Source organism: Pedobacter lithocola, from assembly GCF_042650845.1.
Taxonomy (GTDB): Bacteria; Bacteroidota; Bacteroidia; order Sphingobacteriales; family Sphingobacteriaceae; genus Pedobacter; species Pedobacter lithocola.
This window is the reverse complement of sequence record NZ_JBHSBW010000007.1, coordinates 153,095-177,166: the sequence shown is the minus strand read 5'-3', so window position 1 is coordinate 177,166 and position 24,072 is coordinate 153,095. Positions and strand designations below refer to the sequence as shown.

General features: G+C 33.7%; 26 protein-coding genes. 13 read left to right on the top strand and 13 right to left on the bottom strand.

Annotated elements, in window-relative coordinates; all coding sequences use genetic code 11:
- Window positions 1-263: 263 nt before the first annotated feature.
- The 5 genes from ACFOWA_RS03235 (at window position 264) to ACFOWA_RS03215 (ending at window position 6,093) form a co-directional block, all read left to right on the top strand.
- Window positions 264-2,855 (top strand): PAS domain S-box protein, encoded by a 2,592-nt coding sequence (locus tag ACFOWA_RS03235; RefSeq protein ID WP_378981727.1) that lies wholly within the window; start codon window positions 264-266, stop codon window positions 2,853-2,855.
- Between the two features lie 89 nt (window positions 2,856-2,944).
- Window positions 2,945-3,370 (top strand): SRPBCC family protein, encoded by a 426-nt coding sequence (locus ACFOWA_RS03230; RefSeq protein WP_378981725.1) that lies wholly within the window; start codon window positions 2,945-2,947, stop codon window positions 3,368-3,370.
- Window positions 3,371-3,653: 283 nt separating this feature from the next.
- Window positions 3,654-3,962, top strand: a complete 309-nt coding sequence (locus tag ACFOWA_RS03225; protein WP_378981724.1) for a dienelactone hydrolase family protein — start codon at window positions 3,654-3,656, stop codon at window positions 3,960-3,962.
- On the top strand, window positions 3,946-4,506 hold the full coding sequence (locus tag ACFOWA_RS03220) for a dienelactone hydrolase family protein (protein ID WP_378984111.1): 561 nt from the start codon (window positions 3,946-3,948) through the stop codon (window positions 4,504-4,506). The genes ACFOWA_RS03225 and ACFOWA_RS03220 overlap by 17 nt, the downstream gene beginning before the upstream one ends.
- Window positions 4,507-4,518: 12 nt before the next feature.
- Window positions 4,519-6,093, top strand: coding sequence for a hypothetical protein (locus ACFOWA_RS03215; protein ID WP_378981722.1), 1,575 nt, complete (start codon window positions 4,519-4,521; stop codon window positions 6,091-6,093).
- Between the two features lie 309 nt (window positions 6,094-6,402).
- On the opposite strand, the gene ACFOWA_RS03210 is transcribed toward ACFOWA_RS03215, so the two are convergent.
- The 7 genes from ACFOWA_RS03210 to ACFOWA_RS03180 all read right to left on the bottom strand — a co-directional run bounded on the left by ACFOWA_RS03210 (window position 6,403) and on the right by ACFOWA_RS03180 (window position 10,851).
- Complete coding sequence (locus ACFOWA_RS03210; RefSeq protein WP_378981720.1) at window positions 6,403-7,422, bottom strand: WD40/YVTN/BNR-like repeat-containing protein; 1,020 nt, start codon at window positions 7,420-7,422, stop codon at window positions 6,403-6,405.
- A gap of 9 nt (window positions 7,423-7,431) precedes the next feature.
- Window positions 7,432-7,863, bottom strand: coding sequence for a DUF2147 domain-containing protein (locus tag ACFOWA_RS03205; RefSeq protein WP_378981718.1), 432 nt, complete (start codon window positions 7,861-7,863; stop codon window positions 7,432-7,434).
- 95 nt (window positions 7,864-7,958) lie between these two features.
- Window positions 7,959-8,336: a DoxX family membrane protein gene (locus ACFOWA_RS03200; RefSeq protein WP_378981716.1), complete on the bottom strand. Its 378-nt coding sequence runs from the start codon at window positions 8,334-8,336 to the stop codon at window positions 7,959-7,961.
- A 33-nt stretch (window positions 8,337-8,369) separates the two neighbouring features.
- Entirely contained in the window at window positions 8,370-8,792 is a 423-nt protein-coding gene (locus ACFOWA_RS03195) for a VOC family protein (RefSeq protein ID WP_378981714.1), read from the bottom strand.
- 438 nt (window positions 8,793-9,230) lie between these two features.
- Window positions 9,231-9,413, bottom strand: coding sequence for a hypothetical protein (locus ACFOWA_RS03190; RefSeq protein WP_378981712.1), 183 nt, complete (start codon window positions 9,411-9,413; stop codon window positions 9,231-9,233).
- A 109-nt stretch (window positions 9,414-9,522) separates the two neighbouring features.
- Window positions 9,523-9,825: a hypothetical protein gene (locus tag ACFOWA_RS03185; RefSeq protein WP_378981710.1), complete on the bottom strand. Its 303-nt coding sequence runs from the start codon at window positions 9,823-9,825 to the stop codon at window positions 9,523-9,525.
- A 69-nt stretch (window positions 9,826-9,894) separates the two neighbouring features.
- Entirely contained in the window at window positions 9,895-10,851 is a 957-nt protein-coding gene (locus tag ACFOWA_RS03180) for a putative sensor domain DACNV-containing protein (protein WP_378981708.1), read from the bottom strand.
- A gap of 217 nt (window positions 10,852-11,068) precedes the next feature.
- On the opposite strand from ACFOWA_RS03180, the gene ACFOWA_RS03175 reads away from it, so the two are divergent.
- On the top strand, window positions 11,069-11,332 hold the full coding sequence (locus ACFOWA_RS03175; RefSeq protein ID WP_378981706.1) for a DUF3072 domain-containing protein: 264 nt from the start codon (window positions 11,069-11,071) through the stop codon (window positions 11,330-11,332).
- Window positions 11,333-11,449: 117 nt separating this feature from the next.
- Here ACFOWA_RS03175 and ACFOWA_RS03170 read toward each other — a convergent pair whose 3' ends face one another.
- The gene (locus tag ACFOWA_RS03170; protein WP_378981704.1) at window positions 11,450-11,659 is read right to left on the bottom strand and encodes a hypothetical protein; all 210 of its coding nucleotides are present in this window, start codon (window positions 11,657-11,659) and stop codon (window positions 11,450-11,452) included.
- 159 nt (window positions 11,660-11,818) lie between these two features.
- Between ACFOWA_RS03170 and ACFOWA_RS03165 the strand changes: the two genes are divergently transcribed.
- Window positions 11,819-12,067 (top strand): hypothetical protein, encoded by a 249-nt coding sequence (locus tag ACFOWA_RS03165; protein ID WP_378981702.1) that lies wholly within the window; start codon window positions 11,819-11,821, stop codon window positions 12,065-12,067.
- A 2-nt stretch (window positions 12,068-12,069) separates the two neighbouring features.
- Window positions 12,070-12,651: a PRC-barrel domain-containing protein gene (locus ACFOWA_RS03160; RefSeq protein ID WP_378981700.1), complete on the top strand. Its 582-nt coding sequence runs from the start codon at window positions 12,070-12,072 to the stop codon at window positions 12,649-12,651.
- A 25-nt stretch (window positions 12,652-12,676) separates the two neighbouring features.
- On the opposite strand, the gene ACFOWA_RS03155 is transcribed toward ACFOWA_RS03160, so the two are convergent.
- The 3 genes from ACFOWA_RS03155 to ACFOWA_RS03145 form a co-directional block, all read right to left on the bottom strand.
- Window positions 12,677-13,105, bottom strand: coding sequence for an EamA family transporter (locus tag ACFOWA_RS03155; protein WP_378981698.1), 429 nt, complete (start codon window positions 13,103-13,105; stop codon window positions 12,677-12,679).
- A gap of 130 nt (window positions 13,106-13,235) precedes the next feature.
- Entirely contained in the window at window positions 13,236-13,871 is a 636-nt protein-coding gene (gene rsmG / locus ACFOWA_RS03150; protein ID WP_378981696.1) for a 16S rRNA (guanine(527)-N(7))-methyltransferase RsmG, read from the bottom strand.
- A gap of 24 nt (window positions 13,872-13,895) precedes the next feature.
- Window positions 13,896-15,023, bottom strand: coding sequence for a glycosyltransferase (locus tag ACFOWA_RS03145; RefSeq protein WP_378981694.1), 1,128 nt, complete (start codon window positions 15,021-15,023; stop codon window positions 13,896-13,898).
- Window positions 15,024-15,222: 199 nt separating this feature from the next.
- Here ACFOWA_RS03145 and tgt point away from each other — a divergent pair, with 199 nt between their 5' ends.
- The 5 genes from tgt to ACFOWA_RS03120 all read left to right on the top strand — a co-directional run bounded on the left by tgt (window position 15,223) and on the right by ACFOWA_RS03120 (window position 22,571).
- Window positions 15,223-16,353 (top strand): tRNA guanosine(34) transglycosylase Tgt, encoded by a 1,131-nt coding sequence (tgt, locus tag ACFOWA_RS03140; protein ID WP_378981692.1) that lies wholly within the window; start codon window positions 15,223-15,225, stop codon window positions 16,351-16,353.
- A gap of 1 nt (window position 16,354) precedes the next feature.
- A complete protein-coding gene (locus tag ACFOWA_RS03135) occupies window positions 16,355-17,458 on the top strand; it encodes an LptF/LptG family permease (RefSeq protein WP_378981690.1) in 1,104 nt (367 codons plus the stop codon).
- Window positions 17,458-18,336: a DMT family transporter gene (locus ACFOWA_RS03130; RefSeq protein ID WP_378981688.1), complete on the top strand. Its 879-nt coding sequence runs from the start codon at window positions 17,458-17,460 to the stop codon at window positions 18,334-18,336. The genes ACFOWA_RS03135 and ACFOWA_RS03130 overlap by 1 nt, the downstream gene beginning before the upstream one ends.
- A 1,147-nt stretch (window positions 18,337-19,483) precedes the next feature.
- Window positions 19,484-22,288 carry a TolB family protein gene (locus ACFOWA_RS03125; protein WP_378981686.1) on the top strand — a complete coding sequence of 935 codons (2,805 nt, stop codon included), beginning with the start codon at window positions 19,484-19,486 and terminating at the stop codon, window positions 22,286-22,288.
- Between the two features lie 4 nt (window positions 22,289-22,292).
- Complete coding sequence (locus ACFOWA_RS03120) at window positions 22,293-22,571, top strand: hypothetical protein (RefSeq protein ID WP_378981684.1); 279 nt, start codon at window positions 22,293-22,295, stop codon at window positions 22,569-22,571.
- Window positions 22,572-22,808: 237 nt separating this feature from the next.
- Here ACFOWA_RS03120 and ACFOWA_RS03115 read toward each other — a convergent pair whose 3' ends face one another.
- Entirely contained in the window at window positions 22,809-23,105 is a 297-nt protein-coding gene (locus ACFOWA_RS03115) for a hypothetical protein (RefSeq protein ID WP_378981682.1), read from the bottom strand.
- 79 nt (window positions 23,106-23,184) lie between these two features.
- Window positions 23,185-23,904, bottom strand: a complete 720-nt coding sequence (locus ACFOWA_RS03110; RefSeq protein ID WP_378981680.1) for a pirin family protein — start codon at window positions 23,902-23,904, stop codon at window positions 23,185-23,187.
- Between the last annotated feature and the right edge of the window lie 168 nt (window positions 23,905-24,072).

The window sequence follows — 24,072 nt, the reverse complement described above, 5'->3', positions numbered from 1 at the left end:
AATAGAACACATTGTTGTGTATGTTGTGCCATTACAATTTATTGTAGAAACTAACATCAAACAATTAAAAATGTTCAAAAAGCATAATTACTAATTTTTATAAAGCCTGGATTGTAACTATTTTATATTAAATACTAAAGGCGGAAATGCGGAAAATCACAACCTTCAGGCATATTTTTGTATAAAAGATTGCTATTAAAATAATAATTTGCAACATCTTGTTATATTCGCACAATTCTAATTTCTAAAGAGTAATTTTTTTAATGAGTTTTTTAGAGTCCTCTATTTTTAACACACTTTTTAATGATGATGTTCCAAGAATTATTCTTGAAGCAAATACTCCTGATTTTACAATCGTAACCTACAATGAGGCTCATAAAGAGGCAACCTTTACCATTAATAGAGATATAAAAGGCATGTCTCTGTGGTTAGCTTACCCCAGGGAAGATAATGTTGAAGGTGCAGATTCGCTTGAGAAAGGTCTGCTTGAAGCCATAAACACACTTAAACCAATTAAATTATCTCCTTTTCAATATAGTGTTCCTTCGTCGGATTTAAATTCGATAGAGATGGTTTGGTGGCAGGTTGAAATTGAGCCTATTTTAGATGCGAATGGTAAGGCTGAATTTGTACATCTGAAAAGCAAAAACGTAACTGAGCAAATTTCTGGTAATAAAATTTTAAATAAATATAAAGAACGCGAAGAAACCTTAAGCCGCGAACTATCTAATACACACGAGGAATTAGCTGCATCGAATGAGGAATTACAGGCAAACCTTGAAGATTTGCTAGCTACTAATGATGCTTTAGCCAATTCGAAAGATGAGCTGTTACTGTTAAATACTGAATTGGAGAATCGCATCGAAAGACGCACAAAAGATCTACAATCTAGCAGACTTTTATTAGAAAATATTATAGCAACTGCTAATGTTGCCATAACACTTTTAAAAGGTAAAGATCTGGTTATTGAAATGCCTAACCCAAAAATGCTCGCCATTTGGCAACGCAATTTAGAAGATGTTGTAGGCAGAAAGTTGGTTGATGTTTTCCCGGAGTTGGAATTTCAGCGTTTCCCAAAGCTTTTGACTGATGCATTCGAAACTGGCAATCGTGTTGCAATGAACCAAATTCCGGCCGTTGTTGTAGATACGAAAGGTAAAAGCAATGAAATTTATGTTGATTTTTCTTACGACCCAATATTTGATTCGAACGGAAATGTAGAATACATCATGGCAACTGTTATTGATGTAACCAAACAGGTTGAAAGTTTAACCAAACTAGAGCAAAAAAAATCAGAATTACAGGCCATAACCGAAGAATTGGCTGCTTCTAATGAAGAATTATCGGCCACAAATGAAGAGTTGGCTACTACAAATGAAGAATTACAAGAAGCACAAGAAAGCTTACTCATCAAAAATGAAGAGCTAGCTGAAACTGAAGAAAACTTAAATCTTGCATTAGCATCAGGAAATTTAGGAATTTACAGTATCGACCCATCAACAGGTAAATTTGATATTTCTACAAAAGCAAGAGAATTTTATGGTTTACCTCTTCTTGCTGATATTTTGTGGACCGATGTAATAAAAACGGTTGTGCCAGAATACTTACCGGTAATTGAGAAGGCCCGTGCAGAAGCTTTAGCTAAACACATACCTTTTGATGTACAATATCCTATTATTCAAGGTTCTACAGGAATTAAAAAATGGATTAGGGTTGTAGGCAAAAGTATTCCGAAAACTAAATTTAAAGCCGCTCGTTTTTTAGGTGTTATAATTGATATTACCAAAGAGGTTGAACACAGATTGGTAATTGAAGAGAGTGAAGATCGGTTTAGAAATATGGCCGAAGCTACAGATGTTTACATTTCAGTAGGTGATTTATCTCGAAATGCAACATACTTTAATAACGCCTGGGTAAAACTAACTGGTCGCTCTATGAAAGATCTGGTAGAGTCTGGCTATTTAGATTTGGTCCATCCAGAGGATAGAAATATTTATATGGATGCTTACAATAAATCGTTCGATAAAAAAGCCCCATTTACCGGCGAATTTAGATTAATGGGTTTGGATGGCGAATACAGATGGCTTTTGGCAAAAGGAACTCCTCGATTTAATAATGATGGGATTTTTATGGGCTACATTAGCTCTAGTGTAGATATTACCGAGCTTAAGAAAGATGAATTAAGAAAAAATGACTTTATCGGAATGGTAAGTCACGAGCTTAAAACTCCATTAACCGCCATAAGTGGATTTGTTCAGGTATTGCAATCTAGAGCCAGAAAAAGTGAAGATACTTATGCATTAAACGCCTTAAACCGAGCATATAATCAAATAAGGAAAATGACAACCATGATTAATGGCTTCCTTAATGTTTCCCGACTAGAATCAGGTAAGCTTTTAATAGAAAAAAACACATTTAGGTTAGATGAATTACTTGTTGAACTGATTGAAGAAAGTGATGTTGTTCAATTTTCACATCAAATTGTTTTAACGGTTGATGAACCAATAGAAGTAAATGCCGACCGCGATAAAATTGGAAGTGTTGTATCCAATTTATTAAGTAATGCGGTAAAATATTCACCTGCAGGGACCAGAATAGATGTTAATTGCAAAATCTTAAATAACAAAGCTTTTGTGAGCGTTAGCGATAATGGAATTGGTATTGATAAGGTAGATTTAGAAAAACTTTTCGACAGGTATTATCGTGTTGGTAAACACCATACCGTTTCTGGCTTTGGTATTGGATTGTACCTAAGTGCAGAAATTATCCAACGCCATAATGGAATAATTGGTGTAGATAGCGAAGTTGATAAAGGTTCTACATTCTATTTTGAAATTCCGCTGTCAGAAAATTAACCATCAACCCCCTATTTTCAGCTAATTTATTTAAGGATTTCTATATCATAAAATCTCTATTATATTTATGCCATCAATCTTAACCAAATATGGCTACTGAAAAACTACAACCAATTACAATAGAATCAACTGTAAATGCCCCAATTGAAAAAGTCTGGGAATTTTGGAATAACCCTGAACACATAAAAAACTGGGCATTTGCTACTCCAGATTGGCATGCACCTCACGCTGAAAATGATTTACAAGTTGATGGTAAATTTACCACAACCATGGCGGCAAAAGATGGCAGTATGAGTTTTGATTTTGTTGGAACATATACAACTGTTGAAGAAAACAAATTAATAGAATATGTTTTGGAAGATGGCAGGAATGTAAAAATCATTTTCGATGGTGATGAACAAACTACTAAAATTATAGAAACTTTTGACCCTGAAACGCAAAACCCTGTAGAAATGCAGAAAGGTGGATGGCAAGCTATTCTAGATAATTTTAAAAATTACACAGAGGCAAATTAGTTTCATCAGGGTTCCTAATTCAGTTCTTTTATCAAAAATAATGCGTTCAACAATTCTAATTGAACGCATTATTTTTATCTCCTGGTAATTCCTTAAACAGCATAGAGATTGGATGGCGTTTCACAATTTTACAAATTTGTTTCATTAACTATTATCAACTGTTATCAGTTAAATAAAATTTCAAACTGGTCCCATTTCTAATCGCAAATAATTTATTGGTATAACACAGTTTATTAATTATCAGAATGTTATCTTAGCTAAATCACTTTTTTAAATCATCCTCATGAACCAAAAAATCATCAATCTGTACGATAAATACACGCACAGTCAAATCAACCGAAAAGAATTTATGAAAAAGCTTGCTATCCTTGCCGGTAGTACTGCTTTAGCTGCAACAATTTTAACCTTATTAGAAAACAACTATGTTGCCGCAGCCGAATTTACAAGCGATGAGATAACATCAGAGGAAATAACTTTTACAGGTGTTGATGGTGAAATGAAAGCTGTTTTGGCAAAACCTAAAGGCAAAAAGAATTTCGGTGCAGTATTGGTTATTCATGAAAACAGAGGATTAAATCCACATAATTATTGATGTAACCAAAAGAGTTGCAGCAGAAGGATTTATAGCTTTAGGCGTTGATGCATTATCGCCATTAGGCGGCACACCTGCCGATGAAGATAAAGGACGTGAATTGATTGGAAAGTTAGACCCAGAGAAAAATCTTCAGAATTATTTAAAAGGTTTGGAATACCTACGCAAAATTAAAGGTGGAAATGGTAAAGTTGGCTGTGTTGGTTTTTGTTGGGGCGGCGGCATGTCAAATAAACTTGCTGTGAACGATCCGAATTTACAAGCTGCCGTAGCTTATTATGGCGCTCAGCCAAATCCTGATGATGTTGCAAAAATTAAAGCAAGTGTAATGATGCATTACGGGGGTTTAGATGAGCGTATTAATGCTGGTATTCCTGCGTACGAAGCTGCGTTAAAAGCCGCTGATATAGATTATAAAATCTTTATTTACGATGGCGTAAACCATGCATTTAACAACAATACATCGCCAACAAGATACAATGAAGCTGCTGCAAAATTGGCCTGGAGTAGAACAATAGAATTATTTAAGCAAAAGTTGAGTTAATTGTTTAGGGTTATGAAAAATGCAATTATTGCTTTAGCAGTATTACTGTTCTTTTGCAACTGTAAAAAAAGTTTAAAACCTGAAGAAATTGATTTAAGCAGTCAATTGAGCAAGCCATCACCATTTCCCTTTCGAGATTATTTAGGTGTTAATGCATTTGAATGGGATTTTGTTGAAGAAAAGCAAGCCAACATAATCAGTAATAAAAAAATAGAAGTAATACGCTCGTTCGGTGCCATTCGGCATTACTTGGATTGGGAAAGAATGGAATCTAACCAAGGTAAGTACACCTTTAACCCTACACATGCGGGAGGCGCTTATTATGATATTATGTATCAAAAGTTAAAAGAAGAAAATATAGATGTTTTAGTTTGCTTAAAAAATGTTCCTAAGTGGTTTGTAGAAGGCTACCCAGAAAATGAACGAGGTGGCGATAATACACCTGTGCCCTTTAATGCTGCCAAGAATGACCCAACATCTTATCTGGCTCAAGCACAAATGGCTTTTCAGTTTGCAGCCAGATATGGCTCAAATCAAAATATTAATCCCAGTTTAGTATCTATTGATACGAGCAAAAGATGGACAGGCGATGATGTTAACCAGCTAAAAATCGGAATGGGTTTAATTAAATATATAGAATGCAATAACGAACCTGATAAGTGGTGGGCAGGCAAAAAAGCACAGCAAACTGCAGAGGAGTATGCAGCAAATTTATCTGCATTTTATGATGGACATAAAGGTAAATTAGGTAAAAACGCTGGTGTTAAAACAGCTGATAAAAATATTATGGTAGTTATGGGCGGTTTAGGCGACCCAAAACCAGAGTTTGTAGCACAAATGATTGAATGGTGTAAAAAAAATAGAGGTTTTAAACCTGATGGTAAAGTAGATTTATGCTTCGATGTTATTAATTATCACATATATGCCAACGATGCATTTGTAAACAGCGGAAAAGCAACCAGCGGTATCGCTCCTGAACTATCCGAGCTTGGTGAAATGGCCGATAATTTTATTAAAATGAGAGATAAAAATGCACCGGATATACCGGTTTGGGTAACTGAAACTGGTTACGATGTGGGCAAAACACCTCAATCGGCAATTTCAATTGGGTCGAAATCATCGCTCATTACTCAAGCAGATTGGAATTTAAGAACCTCACTTTTATACGCAAGGCATGGAATTGCAAGATGCATGTTCTATATGCTTGACGATGCTGGTGGTGTAAATAATCCTGTGCAATACAGTTCATCGGGTTTTGTGAACGAAAATGGAACCAAACGTCCCTCGGCCGATTACATGCTTCAGGCAAAAAAGTTACTTGGAAACTATTTCTACATTAAAACCTTAAGTAATCAACCAATAGTTGATTTATACAAACTCAATAATAAAGAAATTTATGTATTAACGCTACCAAGCCAAAAAGGATTAAAAGTTACCTACGAATTAGATTTAGGAACTTCGAAACAAGCCATAATACACTCTTTGCAGATTGGCAAACAGCAAATGCTTGCAAAAACCACCGACACAAAAGATGGAAAACTTAAAATTGAGGTAAGTGAAACACCAATATTTATTGAAAAGATTTGAGGTTTGAATATGCAATAAATATTGAAGATTATTTTTTTCAAAATAATTAGATGCTCAGTCAAATTGAGCGTGACGAAAAATCCTAATAACCTCGGTCTGTGTCTCCACAGACCGAAAAATAAATTATACCTCTAACGATGAGTTAAACGAATTAATCTTTAAGACTAAAAACAGATAATCCTTTGGGCAGGCGTCATCCTCATTAAAAAAGGAATTGTAGTACAATAAATTTTTAGAATTATTTCTTTTAAAATGCATTAAGATGCCGAGTCAAGCTGAGCACGGCGGAACTGCCTAATGCGTTGTAAATTAAGGATTAACCTCCAATTTATAAATAAGCCCATTATTTCCAGCCAAAATAACCCCACTACCCTTTTTTGCTTTTTGAACAGAATTAAAACTTAAATCTGAAATATGTTTCCAGTTTGCTCCACCATCAATAGAAACATCTGTACCTGATGTTCCGGTAGCGAATAAAGTATTTTTATTAATATACGCTACACCCGAACGGTAGCCAAAAACTGGTGTTTGAGGTTTTCGCCAGGTTTTACCACCATCATTAGTTAATAAAATATTGTTACTGTTATCTTTATCTTTAACATAATTTCCTCCAACGGTTACACCAGTTTTTGTATTATAAAAATCTATAGAAAACGGACCAGTGCTATTTTCACCTTGCCAAATGGGCAATTTATAAGTTTGCCAGTTTAAACCATAATCAGCAGAATAGTAAATGTTTGACACTGTTCCACCGCTTGCTATCCAAACTTTTCCTCCAGGCAAGGTTTTTATAGTAGTACCGCTGGCAGCAAAACCCGCTTCGCCTCTTGCCAATGAAAGTTTTAGGTTAGAAGATATATCTACCCAATTTTGACCTGCATCATTGGTTTTAAGTAGTTGCAATTTATTGTTAATGGGGTCTCCAAAAATAATTGCTTTGGTTTTATCCCAAAAGCCCAAACCATCTAAAAATATTGCAGTATCGGTATTTTTATATGTTTCAACCCAATTCAAACCACCATCTATGGTTTTCAAAATATAAGCAGGCGAACCAGCATTTACCACGATTGCTTCTTTCTCATTAAAAGCTTCAATATCTCGGAAATCTAATTTTTCATAACCTACAGGTTTTATCCAAGTCCAGGTTTCTCCACCATTAACAGTTTTGCCTATCGATCCACTACTTCCACTTACCCAAATTATTTTATCGTTCACAACACTCAAACCTCTTAAGCTAGTTTTGGTATTCTTGTTAAGGGGCTTTAGTGAATAGGTTTGCGCAAAGCAAAAAAAAGGTGCCATAATTAGGCACCATATTAATTTCATCATATTTAATTTTTATTTTACCCTTTTAAAAGTTTCAGAACGGCCAAGCAGTGAAATACCGATATAGCCTCTAACATTCATTACATCATTGCCTTTAAGCGATATGTTACAACTGTACGTTTTGCCACTTTTGGGATCGTAAATTGTTCCGTCGGTCCATTTTCCATCCTCATAAACAAAATCTTTCAAAATTTCTAAATTTAATAATGGTCTGCTTTGCAATGATGATGAAGGATTGTTAACATCAGTTTTTGGTTTTCCATTTATATTGGGTTCCTTCAACCAAGCTAATTTACCATAGTATTTTGCACCTTTTTTATAAATTTCTATTTGTCCCTCTCCTGATGGGTTTAACCATTTACCAACAACAGCATCTTTATTTTGTGCAATTGCATTAAAACTTATTGCTGCAAATAGCAGCACCAAAACTTGGAATTTTCTCATAATTGATTTCTATTTAGTGTTTTTAAAGATAGTAATTTGCATTTCCTATGCAAACATAATAAAGATAAAAACTACTAAAATGTTTTGCAAATAAACTACTTAGAAAGAATGGGCAGGTACTTTTGGCGATAAGCGTAAAAAAGAAATAAGTTAAAAATTAGCATAACGGCTACTATTGGCAATTCCTTCGGACCTAAAAAAGAATGGTATAAGAAAATGTTTAAAGTAATAGGAAAAATAATTAATGCAGCTAAAGGTGCAGTTCTTCCAATAAGAAGTAAAGCGCCAGCAATTAATTCTGTTATTTTTACCAAAGGCATTAAATATACCGAAGCCGCAACACCAGCCATAAAGGTTGTTTGTTCGGCAGACATTTCAGGTGGTTCGGGCATGTATTTAGCAAAATAACTTATTGATGCAAACAAATACATTGCTCCTAGCAAAACGCGGATAATAATTACGGCAATTTTCATAATATGTTTAGTTAAGTGATGAAGGTTACTATTCTAAATTTCTTTATAATCATAATTTACCATCCAGTGGATACCAAATTTATCGGTTAACATTCCAAATAATGCTCCCCAGAAAGTTTTTTCAAGTACCATTGTAGTAAGGCCACCTTCTGCCAAGCTATTGAATATTTTATGTGCTTCTTCTTCGCTATGGGCATCTATAGATAATGAAATACCCGTACCATAAGTTGCTGGAGGCATTGGGTCGGTAATATCTGTACCCATTAAGATGCTTCCGCCAACGGATAATGCAACATGCATAATTTTATCCAGGTCGTCAGTTTTCATTCCTTCGCAACCAGGAGCATCTTTAAAGCGCTGAATAATTATAAAATCTCCTCCAAAAACAGATTTATAAAAGTTAAATGCTGCTTCTGTGTTCCCATTAAAATTTAAATATGTGTGAATTGTAGCCATTAGTAATCATTTATTTGGTTAAAGTAAATCAATGTTTTCCTATTATAATTGTTAGTTGTAATAATTAAAGTTACATAGTTTCTTTTTGTATTCAAATTTCCATATCTTCAATCTACACAAAGCGTATATTGAGTTATTTAAGGAAGATTTTATTAAGTTCTGTTTATAGAATTTTGTAATCATTCCAATACATTAGAAAATAATTCTTGATGTTAAAATAATTCTCATTACCTTAACGTTATAGTAATATTAACCAAATAATTATTTTTATGAGCACATTCCTTTCAATTGTTGGTTCCTTCTATATTATCTCTCTCTGTATTATGCTTTATGGTTATTACTCGGCAGAACCAATGCCTAGAGACTATGAAAAGTTATAGATAAATTTTATTTGACGAGGTCGGATTTGTTTAAAACACAAATCGATTTTTATTATTTTTATTTAATGACTAATACAATTCCGTCATTTTTAATTTTGTAGTAGTATTCTTTTTGAGTGCTATGTTCTAGTATCTGCACGGCTAAGACTTCTCCTGATTTACCATTAGCAAAACTTATCACATCTCCTTTTTTTACACGGTCAAGTATAGCTGCATTGGTATTTTTGGAAACGTGAATCATTTATAGTTGAGGTTATGTATGATTAACGAACAACTCATATAAATGTTTGATTAACAAGTATTTTGATGCATTTAGCAACTCCTGGGCACGTCTAGCACTTTATGAAGTTTTAAACCTGCATTTTACGTTGAGATTTATTTCTTAAATACTGTTGTGTTTTAATATTCTCCCACATAATTAGCTTATCCTCTACCCTTGTAAATACTCGAATATCTCCATCTTGCGAAATAACTAACCCAAGTGCCGTTGGATGATTCCAACAATAAGCAATCATAGAGCGGTGTCGGGTTCCATAATGCTTAGGGTCATGAGGAATAAGTGATTTTGAATTTGCAGTTGCAGTTTGTGAAATATAAATTTTGCCTGGCATTTTTTTAGCACGAAGTACACCTCCAAATCCGTTAGCTACCATATTTCTATTAAATAACACAACTCCATCCACGCAACTTTGTGATGAAATGAAACTTATTGCGCCTTTAATTTAATCATTTGTTCCCTTTTTTTGATGTGTAGATTGTAGTTCGGCAACGTAAGATTGCTTACTAACTGAACGCCTTCCTGCTTTAAAATTATTTTGAATTTCCGATTCAGAAATGTAATTATCAATTGCTGCTTTCGCATGGGCAATCATAGCTAATGTTAATCTTTCATAATGAATTCGGTATTTAACATCTAAATCGATACTATCATCGGCAATCAAAATCGCACCTCCATGTTGATAATCTTGTATTTTTATCAGCATCCTTGAAAATGTTTGAATCCAAAGATTATCTAAAAAATTTTCCCATTCTGTATAAGGCTCTAATGGATGTTTCGCTAATAAATAATCCTTTATTGCAGTTTTTAAAAACTCGGCATTCTTTTTCAATATTTTAGAAATCGGACCGATTGTTAAAACATCCGGATATCTTTTTACTAAGACATTTTGCTTCAATGTGGCTAGTAATTCGTAATCAAAAAGAACATGGAGCGTACCTATATCGCTAACCGAAACCTGAAAAAGTCCTGGTTGCTCAGAATCTGTTTCAGACTCATAATTAAGGAAGTTTTGATAGTGCATCGCTTGATCTATCATACCCCAAACATAGAGTTTATTGTCATCACCAAAATAAACCGCTAACGTAGAAGACGAAGGATCGGCAGCTTTGGATAGCTTCGCTAAAGCTTTTGTCGTCATTGCAACAGGCTTATCGAATGCAATGAAGCTCCATCGCTCTGGAACAATGTAAACGGGAGGATTAGGATCTGGATTTTTAGGATCGATAAAAGTAATTGTAACCTTAACCAATTCACTCTCTTCCTTACACATACTTGCATAAAAAAGGCAATCGAACAGTTCTTCCAATACCTTTAAACCAGGTAAAGAAGCCATGTCCTTATTGATTTTTAACTTATTGTAAACCAATGCAGCAAGATCTTGAGGGTGTGAATTTTCCAAAGTGCTTTTTTTTAATACTAACACCATGAGCTAAAAATAGTTTATCGATTACAATGTAATTTGCTCGTTGTATTATTAATCTTCAGATAAACATAATAGAATATTAAATAGCGCAAATAAATTTCTTATACAACTTTAATGGTTAGGAACAAGCATTGCACATTAAAACAATGGTATGTTACCTGGTGTTTATTTATAGAAACTAAATTATAAGATCATGATAAATAAAGATGAGCAAGGCTTGTTCGATGAGCAAGAGGATAACAACCAAAAAAGTACGGACATTAAAGGTTCTAATGCGATTAAAGATCCTGATGAGTGGACAACAGGAGATGAACCTATGACAGGTGCACAAGAATCATATTTAAAAACACTCTCTGATGAAGCTGGAGAAGAATTTAACGAAAAGCTTTCGAAATCCGAAGCTTCAAAACGAATTGATGAATTACAGCACAAAACTGGAAGAGGATTAGATTCATAGTCCTACGTCAGAAATATATTGATAAAAAAAAGTCTGCTATCTTTATTGTTTAGCAGACTTTTTTCGATTTAAAAGATAATACTTGTATTAATGATAATTTTTTGTTGAGCGCAAAGATTAATTATTGTGGCTTTTGATTAGTTCTCCAATAGCTGATACAAATTCAGAATCAAGATCATCTAAAGTTCTCCATTCTGATCCTTCATCTACAGGTTCAGCGTATATTACACCGATCTTTTCTTCACCATCCATTATTCTGTAGGTACCATTATCCTGAGGTTCAATTAAATATTCTGTATTGTTTACTGTGATGTTAAAGCTTTCCATAATTATTATTTATACACCTCCAACATATTTTTTCAGCTAAAGTTTTATCGATTTTCTTATACCATCATTAAAACCTAAAGCTATTTTTTCGCAAACCTTTCTTTTAGCTTAATGTTCTACACATGTCTCATAAATGTAAATGAGATTTATAACTAAAATATGGCACATCTTGAAGTTGAACGAAAACCACAACGCCCTTGGTGGGTTTGGTTATTAATAATTTTATTACTTATCGCATTAGCTGTTTTAATATTTAACAGATACAATAGTAATGGTGAAACATCATCTGCAGATTCTATCTCCAACGCCAAATTGAATACTTCAAATATCAATTTCAGTAAAATGAGTTTAGATAAATCTTCAACAATAACAACGCTTCCTACTGTATTTATAATTTCTAAATATTAAATATGTCTGATAAAGAATATAACCACAATAACTTACAAGAACTTTCTAAAAGCGATTTTCAAATTGTAGGAAACGAGCCGAATATTATTGGTTGGGAAGTAAAAAATGAGAGCAACGCTCATATTGGATCAGTAAGAGAACTGTTGTTCGACCCGTCTAGTCAGGCCGTACGATACATTATTGTTGAACTCGAAGGAACTGGCGTATTGAATGAAGAAACCAGTGTTGCGGTTCCGATTGGTTTAGCCAGATTACATACTGAAAATGATCAAGTTACACTACCAGATATTCACACGGAGCAATTCAGAGCTTGGCCGAAATATAATAAGGAAAGCTTTGGTGAAGAAATAGAGGTTTTAATTAGAGATGTAGTTGGCAGCCCTGCAGCGCTAAGAATGGAGCAGGCAACTGTAGCATTCGACAGGAATACGTTTTATAATCACCATAACTTCGATAGAGGTATGTTTCACAGAAATACAACACAGCCTGAGAATTTAAGCCATGAATTGTCCTTAAATAAAATGCAAGAAAACGGAGAAAACGACCCTGATACAGAAAACGGGATGCCTTCAAAATTGTATTAGTTCAGAAAACTAAATTCAGGTTAGGTTATTCGCCATTATCTGATAGAGCGATTAGCAAAGCACCGGCAACCATAGCCGTACCTCCAATTACAATCTGCCAGGTTAGTTTTTCTTTTAAAAATATAACAGATAAAACAATGGCAATTACCAACGAGGAACGTTCTATTGTTGCCACTGCAGATGCGGAGCCTAATGATAAAGCTTTATATGAAAATAATGTGGAAAGCGACGTGAAAACACCAGCTGCCAATAAAAAAATCCAGGCATTTTTTTCGATGTTTTTCCATTCGTTAAAATTGCCCTGGTAAATTACTACAGCCCATGTAATCAATAAAATCAACACCGCTTGTATTGCAAATGCAAGACTAGAATCTACATTCTTTAAGCCAGCCTTAGTTAATACAATTACGAGTGCCGCCGATATTGCCGCTAGCACTGCCCATAAAACCCACATATATTTATTTTTGTTTTAATAACAACAAGCAATACAAAAGGTTGTAATTAATAAAAGATCTATAAGTTGCAGTGGTTTTTAGAAATATTTTAGGAGATAATAGAGCATGATAATAAGCAATTAAACCTATTTATTGCGGTACATATACCACATATTTGGTATCGAAAAAATCTTCTTCAAAATAATCGGATAGCGGATATAACTCTGCCTTCAATTTTGATTCTTTTATCTCTTCGGCCAAATCGCCACCTTTCAAATATAATATCCCATTCGGAATGGCATTTAAAGAATCTTTTTTGAACTTACCTTGTATCCATGGATAAAAATCTCCTAAACGAGTTACCGCTCTGGAAATTATAAAATTAAACTTTTCTTTAACCTGTTCAGCTCTTAAATGTTCGGCCTTTAGATTATCTAAACCCAAAGCAGAAGCTACCTCTTTAACTACCTTTATCTTTTTGCCGATGGAATCTACCAAATAGAATTGTGTTTCGGGAAATAAGATGGCCAGTGGAATTCCAGGAAAACCGCCTCCTGTACCAACATCTAATATACTTTCTCCTGCTTTAAAGTTGCAAACTTTTGCAATTGCTAACGAATGCAGTACATGGCGCTCATACAACTCTTCAATATCCTTTCTAGAAATAACATTTATTTGGGCATTCCAGTAACTATATAAATCAAATAATTGCGAAAATTGCTCTTTTTGTTTTTCCGTTAAATCAGGGAAATATTCAAAAATTATATCAGGCTTTATTTCGGACATGTTGTTATTGTGTATAATTTAAAATTATTTCCAGCTTACTTTCTTTTTTCCAAACATGGATAAAAAGCCGTTAAGCATCAAAAAGAAGAACAAAAGTATATCTAAAATTGGGAACCACCAACGTAAATCACTATAATTTAAACGTTTCAGGAGTTTTGGATAAATCATGCATCTTATAATTATGCTAAAAAATAATGTGCCGACTGCTATATATCTTGCTTCGTTACTTAAAAACATACATGCTGCAAAAATAGCGTAAAATAAAAATTGGATTATAATTTGCAGGCTAAGAATAAACTTATGCTTTGGCTTATAAAACTTACCGGCACCAAAATGACGTTTCTTTTGTCGTAGATAGCCTGCCCAGGTTTTGTTGGGTTCGCTCCACATTTGGCTTTCTTTATTTATTCTGATTGCTGTGTTGCGAGCAGTAGCATGGGCGTTTACAAATAAATCATCATCGCCAGATGGTATATGCATGTGAGCTGCAAAGCCTTTATTTTTAAAAAAAAGAGATTTTTTATACGCCAAATTTCTACCTACGCCCATATATGGCATGCCTTTTAAAGCAAAAGAAAGATAATTTACCGCAGTAAAAAATGTTTCGAAACGGATAAGTGAATTTAATAAGCTTCGCTTTTTTAAATATGGCGAATAACCTAAAACAATCTCCGTTTGTTCATCTACGGGTTGCTGCATGTACATTAACCAATTATCGCTTTCGGGTACACAGTCTGCATCTGTAAAAACCAGCCACTCGTTTTTTGCAGCTTTAATTCCCATTGTTACTGCAAATTTTTTCCCTGCGATGAATTTATCATTGTCTAAAATCTTTACAATTTTAAGATTAGGATGCTGAGTTTCTAGTTGTTCTAAATATTCTTCCGTGCCATCCCAAGATCTATCATTAACAACCACCACCTCAAAATCCGGATAGTTTTGATTTAATATCGATGGTAAATATTGTTTAAGATTGTCAATTTCATTTCTTCCACAAATAATAACGCTTACTGGAAATTTAGCCGATTGTGGTAAATCTTCTACAGCAACTTTAGCAAGTTTTAAATGTACAAACAGAACAAAATACAATTGTACAATCAAACAAACAGCTAATGCAGAAAGTAAACAAATCTCGGTTAAGGTTAATATCACAGTATCAAAATAAATAGGCGCAAATTTCTCATTTTTAATCTGTAATACACTTTTATGTTGATAAAAAATTAAACAAAAATAAACCCTCAAATTTTGTTATTTTTGGCAGATTTTTCGACGATAGATAATGCCTAATAACGCTCTGTGATCGTTTTATTTATAGGGATTCGTCTTTCCATCAACAATTTATACACTACAGATGAAATTTACTTTACAGGCTAAAGATCCACTTTCCAAAGCCAGAGCCGGAACAGTTACTACTGCTCATGGCGAAATACAAACCCCAATTTTTATGCCCGTTGGTACTGCAGGAACAGTTAAGGCGGTTCATCAGCGAGAATTAGAACAAGATATTAATGCACAAATAATTTTAGGCAATACGTATCACCTTTATTTAAGACCGGGTTTAGATACGTTGGAAAAAGCAGGCGGCTTGCATAAATTTATAGGTTGGGACAGACCAATTTTAACAGATAGTGGTGGTTACCAAGTTTATTCTTTAAGTAAAGTACGTAAAATTAAAGAGGAAGGCGTTACTTTTAATTCTCATATTGATGGCTCCAAACACCTTTTTACCCCCGAGTATGCAATGGATATCCAACGAACCATAGGAGCTGATATTATTATGGCTTTTGATGAATGCACACCATATCCTTGCGACTATAAATATGCGGCTGAATCCATCAAAATGACGCATCGCTGGTTAAAGCGTTGCTGTACTCGTTTTGATAATACCCAACCAAAATATGGATTTGACCAAACCCTTTTCCCTATTGTACAAGGTTCTGTATATAAAGATTTAAGGGTAAAATCAGCAGAATTTATTGCAAGTATGGATCGTGAGGGCAATGCGATTGGTGGTTTGTCAGTAGGCGAACCTGCCGAAGAAATGTATGCCATGACTGAAGTAGTCTGCGACATATTGCCCTACGAAAAACCGCGTTATTTAATGGGCGTTGGTACGCCAATTAATATTTTGGAAAACATTGCCTTGGGTATTGATATGTTTGATTGTGTAATGCCAACCAGAAATGCCCGAAATGGTATGTTATTCACAAAAAATGGTATTATTAACATTCGCAATAAAAAGTGGGAAAATGATTTTTCGCCAATTGAACCTGATAGCGATTTGCATGTTGATTTGGTAACAAGCAAAGCTTACCTTAGACACTTGGTACATAGCAAAGAAATGCTTGGCGCACAAATTGCTACCTTACATAATCTGCATTTTTATCTGTGGTTGGTTAAGCAAGCCAGAGAAAAAATTATAAGCGGCGAGTTTTACGAATGGAAAAACCAAATGGTTAAAGTACTAGGCAATAAGCTATAACATGAATTTCATAACAAGCAGAATAAAAATTATCGACCGATATATTATTGGCAAATACCTGGGCACTTTTATTTATACCCTAGCTATTTTTGTTATTATAATTATCGTTTTCGATTTATCAGAAAAGCTTGATGACTTTTTAAAAAGTGGTTTGGGCTTTTGGGGTGTTTTGTCTAAATACTATGCCGGATCCATCCCATTTTACATCAACATGCTTTCTCCTTTAATTAACTTTATTGCGGTTATATTTTTTACTGCGAAAATGGCCGATCAAACGGAGATTGTTCCAATTTTAAGTGGCGGAGTAAGTTTTAACAGATTTTTGTGGCCCTACTTTATCTCCGCAACAATAATCTTTTCGGCCAATTTAGTTTCGAACCTTTACATTCTTCCTTATACAAATACTTTAAAAAACAGCTTCGAAAATAATTTTGTTAAACGGAACGATCCATCAACAAAATCAAACATTCATATGAAGTTGGATAATAAAACCTATATCTACATTCAAAGTTTTGATAACAAAACCAATTATGGATATCGCTTTTCACTGGATAATTTTGATGGTGATGTGCTTACAAAAAAAATAATTGCTGATAACATTAAATGGGATTCTACAAAACGAAAATGGCAGCTGAGCAACTACTCCATCAGAAAAATTGATGGGCTTAAAGAAACGATGATTTATGGGAATGGTAAGTTAAAAGATACCATTTTAGATATGCGTCCTGATGATTTTTCGGCTTATGATAACGTAGTACAAAACCTTTCAACCCACGAACTGGCAGAGAAAATCAGAAAAGAAAAAATACGTGGAACGGGGATTATGAACGATTTAATGTTCGAACAATATAAACGTTACATACATCCATTATCAGCCTTTGTACTTACCTTAATTGGTGTTGCATTATCTTCAAGAAAAGTACGTGGTGGCGTTGGTGTTTCGTTAGGTATTGGGATATTTATCAGCTTCGCATACATCGTATTTAATCAATTCACACAAATGTTTTCTACCAAGGGAGGCTTACCTCCTTTTATTGCCGTTTTATCACCAACAATTGTGTTTGGATTGTTAGGTTTTTACCTACTAAAACGTGCCCCTAAGTAATGGATGCGAATAAAAAAAACTTACTAATCCTTCATCTTACCGTTTTCGTTTGGGGCTTTACCGGAGTGCTTGGTAAAATGATTTCGATTGATGCTGTACCAATGGTTTGGTACAGAGTTTTGATTGCTTCGTTAACATTATTTGCTTGGTTTACTATTACTAAAACCAATATAAAAATTACAAAAAAACAATTCATTCAACTATTTTTAACGGGTGGAGTTGTAGCCATTCATTGGATATTTTTCTTCCACGCGATAAAGGTTTCTACAGTTTCAGTTACCTTAGTCTGCCTATCATCTTTCACATTATTTACGGCAATACTAGAACCATTAATTAAAAAGCATCCAATACATAAAGGAGATATTATAGTTGGTTTACTAATTATTGCAGGTATTTACATGATATTTAAGTTCGAAAGTCAATATACATTAGGCATAATTTTCGGACTTTCGGCAGCATTTGCAGCTAGTATTTTCTCCACGATTAATTCAACATTTGTACAAAAAATTGAGCCTTCTATTATAGGATTTTACGAACTTTCTGGTGGTTTATTTTGGATAACTTTATATCGTCTTTACGATGGCTCATTTGTAAATATGCCTTTTAATTTAAGTACAAACGATTGGATTTATTTAACAATTTTAGGCACGCTTTGTACATCAGTTGCTTATGTTGCTGGTGTATCTGTTATGCGGACTTTATCAGCTTTTCGCACTGCATTAGTTACCAATTTAGAGCCAGTTTATGGCATCCTTTTAGCCTTCATTTTCTTTAAGGATAAAGAACAAATGACTACTGGATTTTACATTGGCTCTGCTATTATTTTGACTTCAATCTTTCTATATCCTATCTATAAAAACAAGCAAAGTCAACCCTAATTTTATTGTTAGAATAAGCTTGATACAAACCAATTACCCGACAATAAAACATAGAATGAATTGGTAATAATTTAGGTTTCACACGATAGTTATAAGAGATTTTAAGTGCTTTAAACCAATTCTTATGAAAGCGTGATGAATTTAATTAAGCTTAATATTTTACAACAAATAACGCCTTGAATGACCTTTAAACGAGGTTTTCGCTTTAAAGATTAAATTATTGAATAAAAATAATTTTAAAGCTATCGTATCCATATATCCTTAAGAAATGCCATTAAAAGCTAAAAGTATCGATGATTTTGAGGCAAATAGTAGTAAAATTTAATGCTGATTAACCTATTCGTATTAGATAAATATCTTGTTTTGAGTAGTGCTTTTCACACTTATCATTCATTTTTGCTTACTGCAATTGTCCTTTATTTACGTAAATTTCTAATTTGGATTTAAAAAAATTCAATAATGTATCTTTAAGAAATTACAAATTCCAACCATCATAAATCTATTTTAATACAAGAAAATTTCAGCATTTGTAAACCATCACTGCTCTAAGAAATTAAATAAAATCCGAATGTTTTCTATTTTCTAATGGACAATTACAATTGGTCTCTTCAAAAAAAATGACAATTCGTCACTACTTAGATTTAATTATTTTAGTCTTCTTTACAGCAATATCACCTAATTAAAACTTCTTTTTGATTATGTAGTTTTTGATATGCTCAATGATTCAGGCCTAACCATATTTTTCAATTTTGAATACCTCCCGGGATCGCATTCAACAATTGGAAATATCTAACTAAAAATTGTGAGCAATAACTTAATTTTTAAAGACGAAAATGGTTTAAAATTTCTTGTAAACTCAGCAATTATTGCATACATCATTCATATTTGTTGTAGAAATTTTCATTTTAAATCGATTAATTAGTGTAATTTAAGCACCACAATTTTATTAAATCATATTGTTCCTACAGCATCGAAAAAGTCCTAAATACAACTGTAATGAATTCTAAATTATATCGATTTACAAGGTTTAATAAAAATACATAAGATACTGTTAATCATATTTATATAATATTTACATCAAACTTTAAATTAATTAAATTATAATTTACAAAAACTGAAAAACTAAATATTTTAGTAATCAATATAAATGAAATTGAATCAAAACAACAATACATTATTTATCAACTACTTAAGTGTACTTATATTAAGTTTTATTTCACAATCGGTTTTTGGACAGATTTTTAGTTCTGATCAAAACCCACTTAGTGTAAAATGGAACTATATAAACATAGGTGGCTTTAAAATTATCTATCCAAAAGATTTGGAAAAAGATGCTCAAAGAATGGCCAATACCCTACCCTTCATTTACCCAAAAATTGGATTGAGTTTACGTCAACAAAAAACATCTATTCCCATCCTACTACAGAACCAAGGAACGATTGCAAATGGCTTTGTTCAACTCGGCCCGAAGAAGTCGGAGTTCTATGCAACACCGCCTCAATATTTTGATAGCCAGGACTGGCTAAATAACCTTGCTGTACATGAGCTTAGGCACGTAGCCCAATTTGACAAATTGACAGGAACTCAAACTCATCCATTTCCAGAATTGGTTTACTTTGCTTACATGGGTGCGGGCATTCCGATTTGGTTTTTTGAAGGAGATGCAGTACTAACAGAAACTGCCTTAACCAACTCGGGTCGCGGGAGACAACCAAGATGGATTATGCCTTATCGAACCTCATTACTTGAAGGAGAAAAGTTCTCGTACAGTAAGGCATATTTTGGTTCGAATAAAGATGTAACTCCAGGTTACTACCAAACTGGATATTTAATGGTTGCAGACATGAAAGAAAAATATGGAAAATATATTTCAGACAGTTTACTTGGCGACATCAGAAAAAGACCTTTAAGACTTTATCCATTTTCGCAAAGCTTAAAAAAATTTACAGGGAAAAACACAAAAAATTATTTCACAAATACTCAAGAAAAATTAGTTGAGAAATGGAAAGAACAAGAGCAAAAAATTCCATTTGAAAAGTACGAAAGCCTGAATCAAAAAACCTTCTTAGCTACCAACTACTTTCTACCGGTTCGCTTTAATAAAAATCAGGTTTTGGCACTCAAAGAAAGTAAGCAACAGGCTCGCTATTTTGTCATCATAAACGAAGATAAAACCGAACAAAAATTATTTGGAATTGGTTATCAGGAGCAGCCTTGGTTTAGTTACAAAACTGGGCTTTTGGTTTGGGATGAAATCCGCTACGACCCGAGGTACAAACAACGAAGTTATAGTGTGATTTGTAGCTATAATTTAAAGACTAAAAAATTTAAAAAACTGAGCAGTAAAAGTCGCCTCTTCTCCCCTAGCCTATCTGAAGATGGAAGAAAAATTATAGCGGCAAAAGTTAACTTGAACAATCAATTTAATCTCGTAGAAATCGACGCTAATTCTGGAGAGATTTTAAAAACATATCCGAATCTAGAGAACGAAATTTTACAGACACCAAGTTTTGATAAAACTGGAAATCGGATTACCTACATCAGCGTGAGCGAAAAAGGAAAAAGTTTGTGGCTGTTGGAAAATGGTAAAAAGATTAACATCATTTCTGGCAGCAGGCAGCAACTGAATAGACCAATTTTTATCGGAGATAAAATTGTGTTTAATGCTCACTTCAATGGCATCGATAATATTTACAGCATAAACATCAAATCAAAAAAAATAAGTGCAATAAGCAGTGCTAAATATGGGGCTTTTAATCCGACAGAAACTGATGATGGCAACATCATTTTTAACGATTATAAAATGAATGGATATGAGATTGCAGAAAAAACCATTAGCGAAAAATCAGTTGGTGCATACTCATTCGCCGATTTTTCATCTGCAGCAGAAAAGCAAGAAAATGTAGGCAATGTTTTTGAGAACATACCGGATAGTACCTTCCAATCAAAACGATTTAATCAGACCTTAAATCTTTTCAGTTTTCACAGCATAATTCCGGTAATTGATAATGAATATGTTTTTGGTTTAGAACTTCAATCAAATAATTTAATGAACACGATGGATTTTTACACAGGAGCAAAATACCACCGCGATTTAAAAAGATTTGAGTACACGGCAGACATTAGCTATAAAGCACTTTATCCGATTTTTAGCTTGCTATATCGCAACCGACCCAGACGAACGTTCTATCGAGCTAAAAACATTACACAGCAAGGCGATTGGCGAGAGAATTATGTAAAATTAAATGCAGCACTTCCACTTTCTTTTAACGCGAGAAACCACAATTATGCATTTACACTAAATGCGGCAACAAGTTTTACCAAAAGGTACTTACTCGAAAACATGCCCGCGAATTTTGTTCGTGAGCTTAAATTCCCGATGGAATATAATTTCACCTTCAACCATAGCGTTCGTACAACTGAGAGAGATATTGCTCCAAAGTGGGCACAGGTGCTGAGAGCAACATACAATCACCAGCCTTTTGATAAAAATTTAGGTGGCGAAATTATGGCAATAGAAAGTTTTTTTTATTTCCCAGGCCTGGCTAAAAACCATTCCTTCCTTGCAAGTTTTAACTACCAAAAAGCAAGTGGAGTAAATCAATATGCTACAGAAATTTCTACTGTTTATGGTTACAACAATATTTTAGCGAAGAGTAAATTGCAAAATACTTTGCTTTTCAATTACCGTTTCCCATTTGCATTTCCAGATTGGGAGTTGGGTTCGCTTGCCTACATCAGAAATTTCAGAGCAGGTTTGTTTAGTCATTACGAAAACATTGGGATAGATACCGATATTAGTCAGCCGAAAACTTATGGAGTAGAAATAAATAGTAGTTTAAACATTTTGCGCTATCAACCTGTTGTAGATGTGGGAGCGAGATTGGTTTTTGTTAATAAGATTTACAATCAAAATCCGATATTAGAGTTTTCATTTAATTATAGCTTTTAAAACCATGAACGGAAAAACCATTTTTATCATCATCCTAACCGCATTATTAACCATATTTTTAATGCTTAATATTGAACCTGTAGATTTCAATTTCTTAGTAACAACCGTTGCAGTATCGAAGCTTTTGGTAATAGGTGTTTGTATTATTATTGGTTTTATAATCGGTTTTATTGCCGGCCGACCTAGGAAAACAGTTAGCAGTTATGATGACGAGATTCAAAAAAACAATCCTAACGCAAATAAAAAAGACTTGAGTGACGAAGACAGGGCTTATATTAGCTAAACAAGGATTTTTAGGATTGTTGGATTGTAGGATTAATTTTCAATAAAAATCAGGGTTAGTGGAATTATTAATCCAGAATTAAATTATTGAAAATAAGCATTGATAAAGGATTTTATAAGTTTAAAAATTAAAAGAAATAATTATCTTGAATGGTAGAATTACTTAATGACAGGACTAACTTGACTTCTTTATTTTTCTCACTTCATCCTAAAATCCTGTAATCCTGGTAAACTATAGTTAGCCCAGTGCAGTCATAATTTCTCCATAAAGCAATCCACTTCCACCACCATAATGTTGTATAATTTTAGCCTTCGGTTGGATAGACAAGATATTTTTCTTTAGTATTTCCTCTGCATCTTGGTCAATACCATTACCTAAAAGAATCAAATCAACATCTTGGGTTTCTAAAATTGAAATCGCCTCTTCATCTGTACAAACGCAAATGCCTTTCCACTCTGCTCTGGCATTAAGTAAGCGATTCATCACAGTGGTAATTTCTGTATCTCTGCCAATATAAAGTATGGTAGTTTGCATATAAATTGAGTTAAAAGCTAAATATTAAAAGTTGCAAGTTTAAATCCAATAGCCTGCAACTTTTAACATTTAACTGAGTTTAAAATTCCATCGGAATATCCATTAACAGAACCTCTGCATCAGCAGAAATTGCTTTAAAGCTGATGTTTTCAGTATCCCAAATACCAATCGCATCTCTTTTGCTTAGGGTTTGTCCATCAATGATAACTTCTCCACTAATTACGAAGGCATACACTCCATTTCCAGCTTTTTTAATTTTGTATTCAGTTTCAAATGCTTCATCAAATTTACCAAGTGAGAACCAAGCATCCTGATGAATCCAAACGTTATCATCATCTGCATTTGGCGATAAAATTTGCTGAAAATTATTGTGACGAGCATCAACATTTAAAGCTCTTTGGTCGTAACGTGGAGTAACGTTCTTTTTATTTGGAAACAACCAGATTTGCAATAAGTTTAGCTGAACATCTTCCAATGCATTAAATTCACTATGGCTTACACCAGTACCCGCACTCATAACCTGAATTTCGCCAGCATTAATTACAGCTGAGTTGCCCATGCTATCTTTGTGTGCAATAGCTCCAGCCAATGGAATCGTAATGATTTCCATATTATCGTGTGGATGCGCACCAAAACCCATTCCACCATCAATTAAGTCGTCATTTAAAACTCTTAAAACTCCAAAATGCATTCTATCAGGATTGTAATAGTTTGCAAAACTGAATGAATGATGAGCGTTTAACCAGCCATGATTGGCATGACCTCTGGTGTTTTCTTTGTGCAAAATAAACTGTGACATAAATTTCCTTTCTTGTTTATGATACAAATTTACAGAGCGTTTGGTTTGTAGGCATTGATGTAGGGTAAGTAATGACTAGGATTATAGGATTTTAAGATTAAAGCGCCCTATCATTTCAAAGTTTTGAGATGTAAAATTAGAAATTAAAAAAGGCGAGATGGAAAAACC

Bases quoted from the DNA above. Each gene is read 5' to 3' on its own strand.
- ACFOWA_RS03190 (WP_378981712.1), bottom strand. From the start codon at position 9,413: ATGATTCACGTTTCCAAAAATACCAATGCAGCTATACTTGACCGTGTA.
- ACFOWA_RS03130 (WP_378981688.1), top strand. From the start codon at position 17,458: ATGGATGCGAATAAAAAAAACTTACTAATCCTTCATCTTACCGTTTTC.
- rsmG (WP_378981696.1), bottom strand. From the start codon at position 13,871: ATGTCCGAAATAAAGCCTGATATAATTTTTGAATATTTCCCTGATTTA.
- ACFOWA_RS03120 (WP_378981684.1), top strand. From the start codon at position 22,293: ATGAACGGAAAAACCATTTTTATCATCATCCTAACCGCATTATTAACC.
- ACFOWA_RS03200 (WP_378981716.1), bottom strand. From the start codon at position 8,336: ATGAAAATTGCCGTAATTATTATCCGCGTTTTGCTAGGAGCAATGTAT.
- ACFOWA_RS03175 (WP_378981706.1), top strand. From the start codon at position 11,069: ATGATAAATAAAGATGAGCAAGGCTTGTTCGATGAGCAAGAGGATAAC.
- ACFOWA_RS03160 (WP_378981700.1), top strand. From the start codon at position 12,070: ATGTCTGATAAAGAATATAACCACAATAACTTACAAGAACTTTCTAAA.
- ACFOWA_RS03170 (WP_378981704.1), bottom strand. From the start codon at position 11,659: ATGGAAAGCTTTAACATCACAGTAAACAATACAGAATATTTAATTGAA.
- ACFOWA_RS03205 (WP_378981718.1), bottom strand. From the start codon at position 7,863: ATGAGAAAATTCCAAGTTTTGGTGCTGCTATTTGCAGCAATAAGTTTT.
- ACFOWA_RS03195 (WP_378981714.1), bottom strand. From the start codon at position 8,792: ATGGCTACAATTCACACATATTTAAATTTTAATGGGAACACAGAAGCA.
- ACFOWA_RS03235 (WP_378981727.1), top strand. From the start codon at position 264: ATGAGTTTTTTAGAGTCCTCTATTTTTAACACACTTTTTAATGATGAT.
- tgt (WP_378981692.1), top strand. From the start codon at position 15,223: ATGAAATTTACTTTACAGGCTAAAGATCCACTTTCCAAAGCCAGAGCC.
- ACFOWA_RS03215 (WP_378981722.1), top strand. From the start codon at position 4,519: ATGAAAAATGCAATTATTGCTTTAGCAGTATTACTGTTCTTTTGCAAC.
- ACFOWA_RS03185 (WP_378981710.1), bottom strand. From the start codon at position 9,825: ATGGTAGCTAACGGATTTGGAGGTGTACTTCGTGCTAAAAAAATGCCA.
- ACFOWA_RS03115 (WP_378981682.1), bottom strand. From the start codon at position 23,105: ATGCAAACTACCATACTTTATATTGGCAGAGATACAGAAATTACCACT.
- ACFOWA_RS03165 (WP_378981702.1), top strand. From the start codon at position 11,819: ATGGCACATCTTGAAGTTGAACGAAAACCACAACGCCCTTGGTGGGTT.
- ACFOWA_RS03110 (WP_378981680.1), bottom strand. From the start codon at position 23,904: ATGTCACAGTTTATTTTGCACAAAGAAAACACCAGAGGTCATGCCAAT.
- ACFOWA_RS03230 (WP_378981725.1), top strand. From the start codon at position 2,945: ATGGCTACTGAAAAACTACAACCAATTACAATAGAATCAACTGTAAAT.
- ACFOWA_RS03225 (WP_378981724.1), top strand. From the start codon at position 3,654: ATGAACCAAAAAATCATCAATCTGTACGATAAATACACGCACAGTCAA.
- ACFOWA_RS03210 (WP_378981720.1), bottom strand. From the start codon at position 7,422: ATGATGAAATTAATATGGTGCCTAATTATGGCACCTTTTTTTTGCTTT.
- ACFOWA_RS03155 (WP_378981698.1), bottom strand. From the start codon at position 13,105: ATGTGGGTTTTATGGGCAGTGCTAGCGGCAATATCGGCGGCACTCGTA.
- ACFOWA_RS03135 (WP_378981690.1), top strand. From the start codon at position 16,355: ATGAATTTCATAACAAGCAGAATAAAAATTATCGACCGATATATTATT.
- ACFOWA_RS03125 (WP_378981686.1), top strand. From the start codon at position 19,484: ATGAAATTGAATCAAAACAACAATACATTATTTATCAACTACTTAAGT.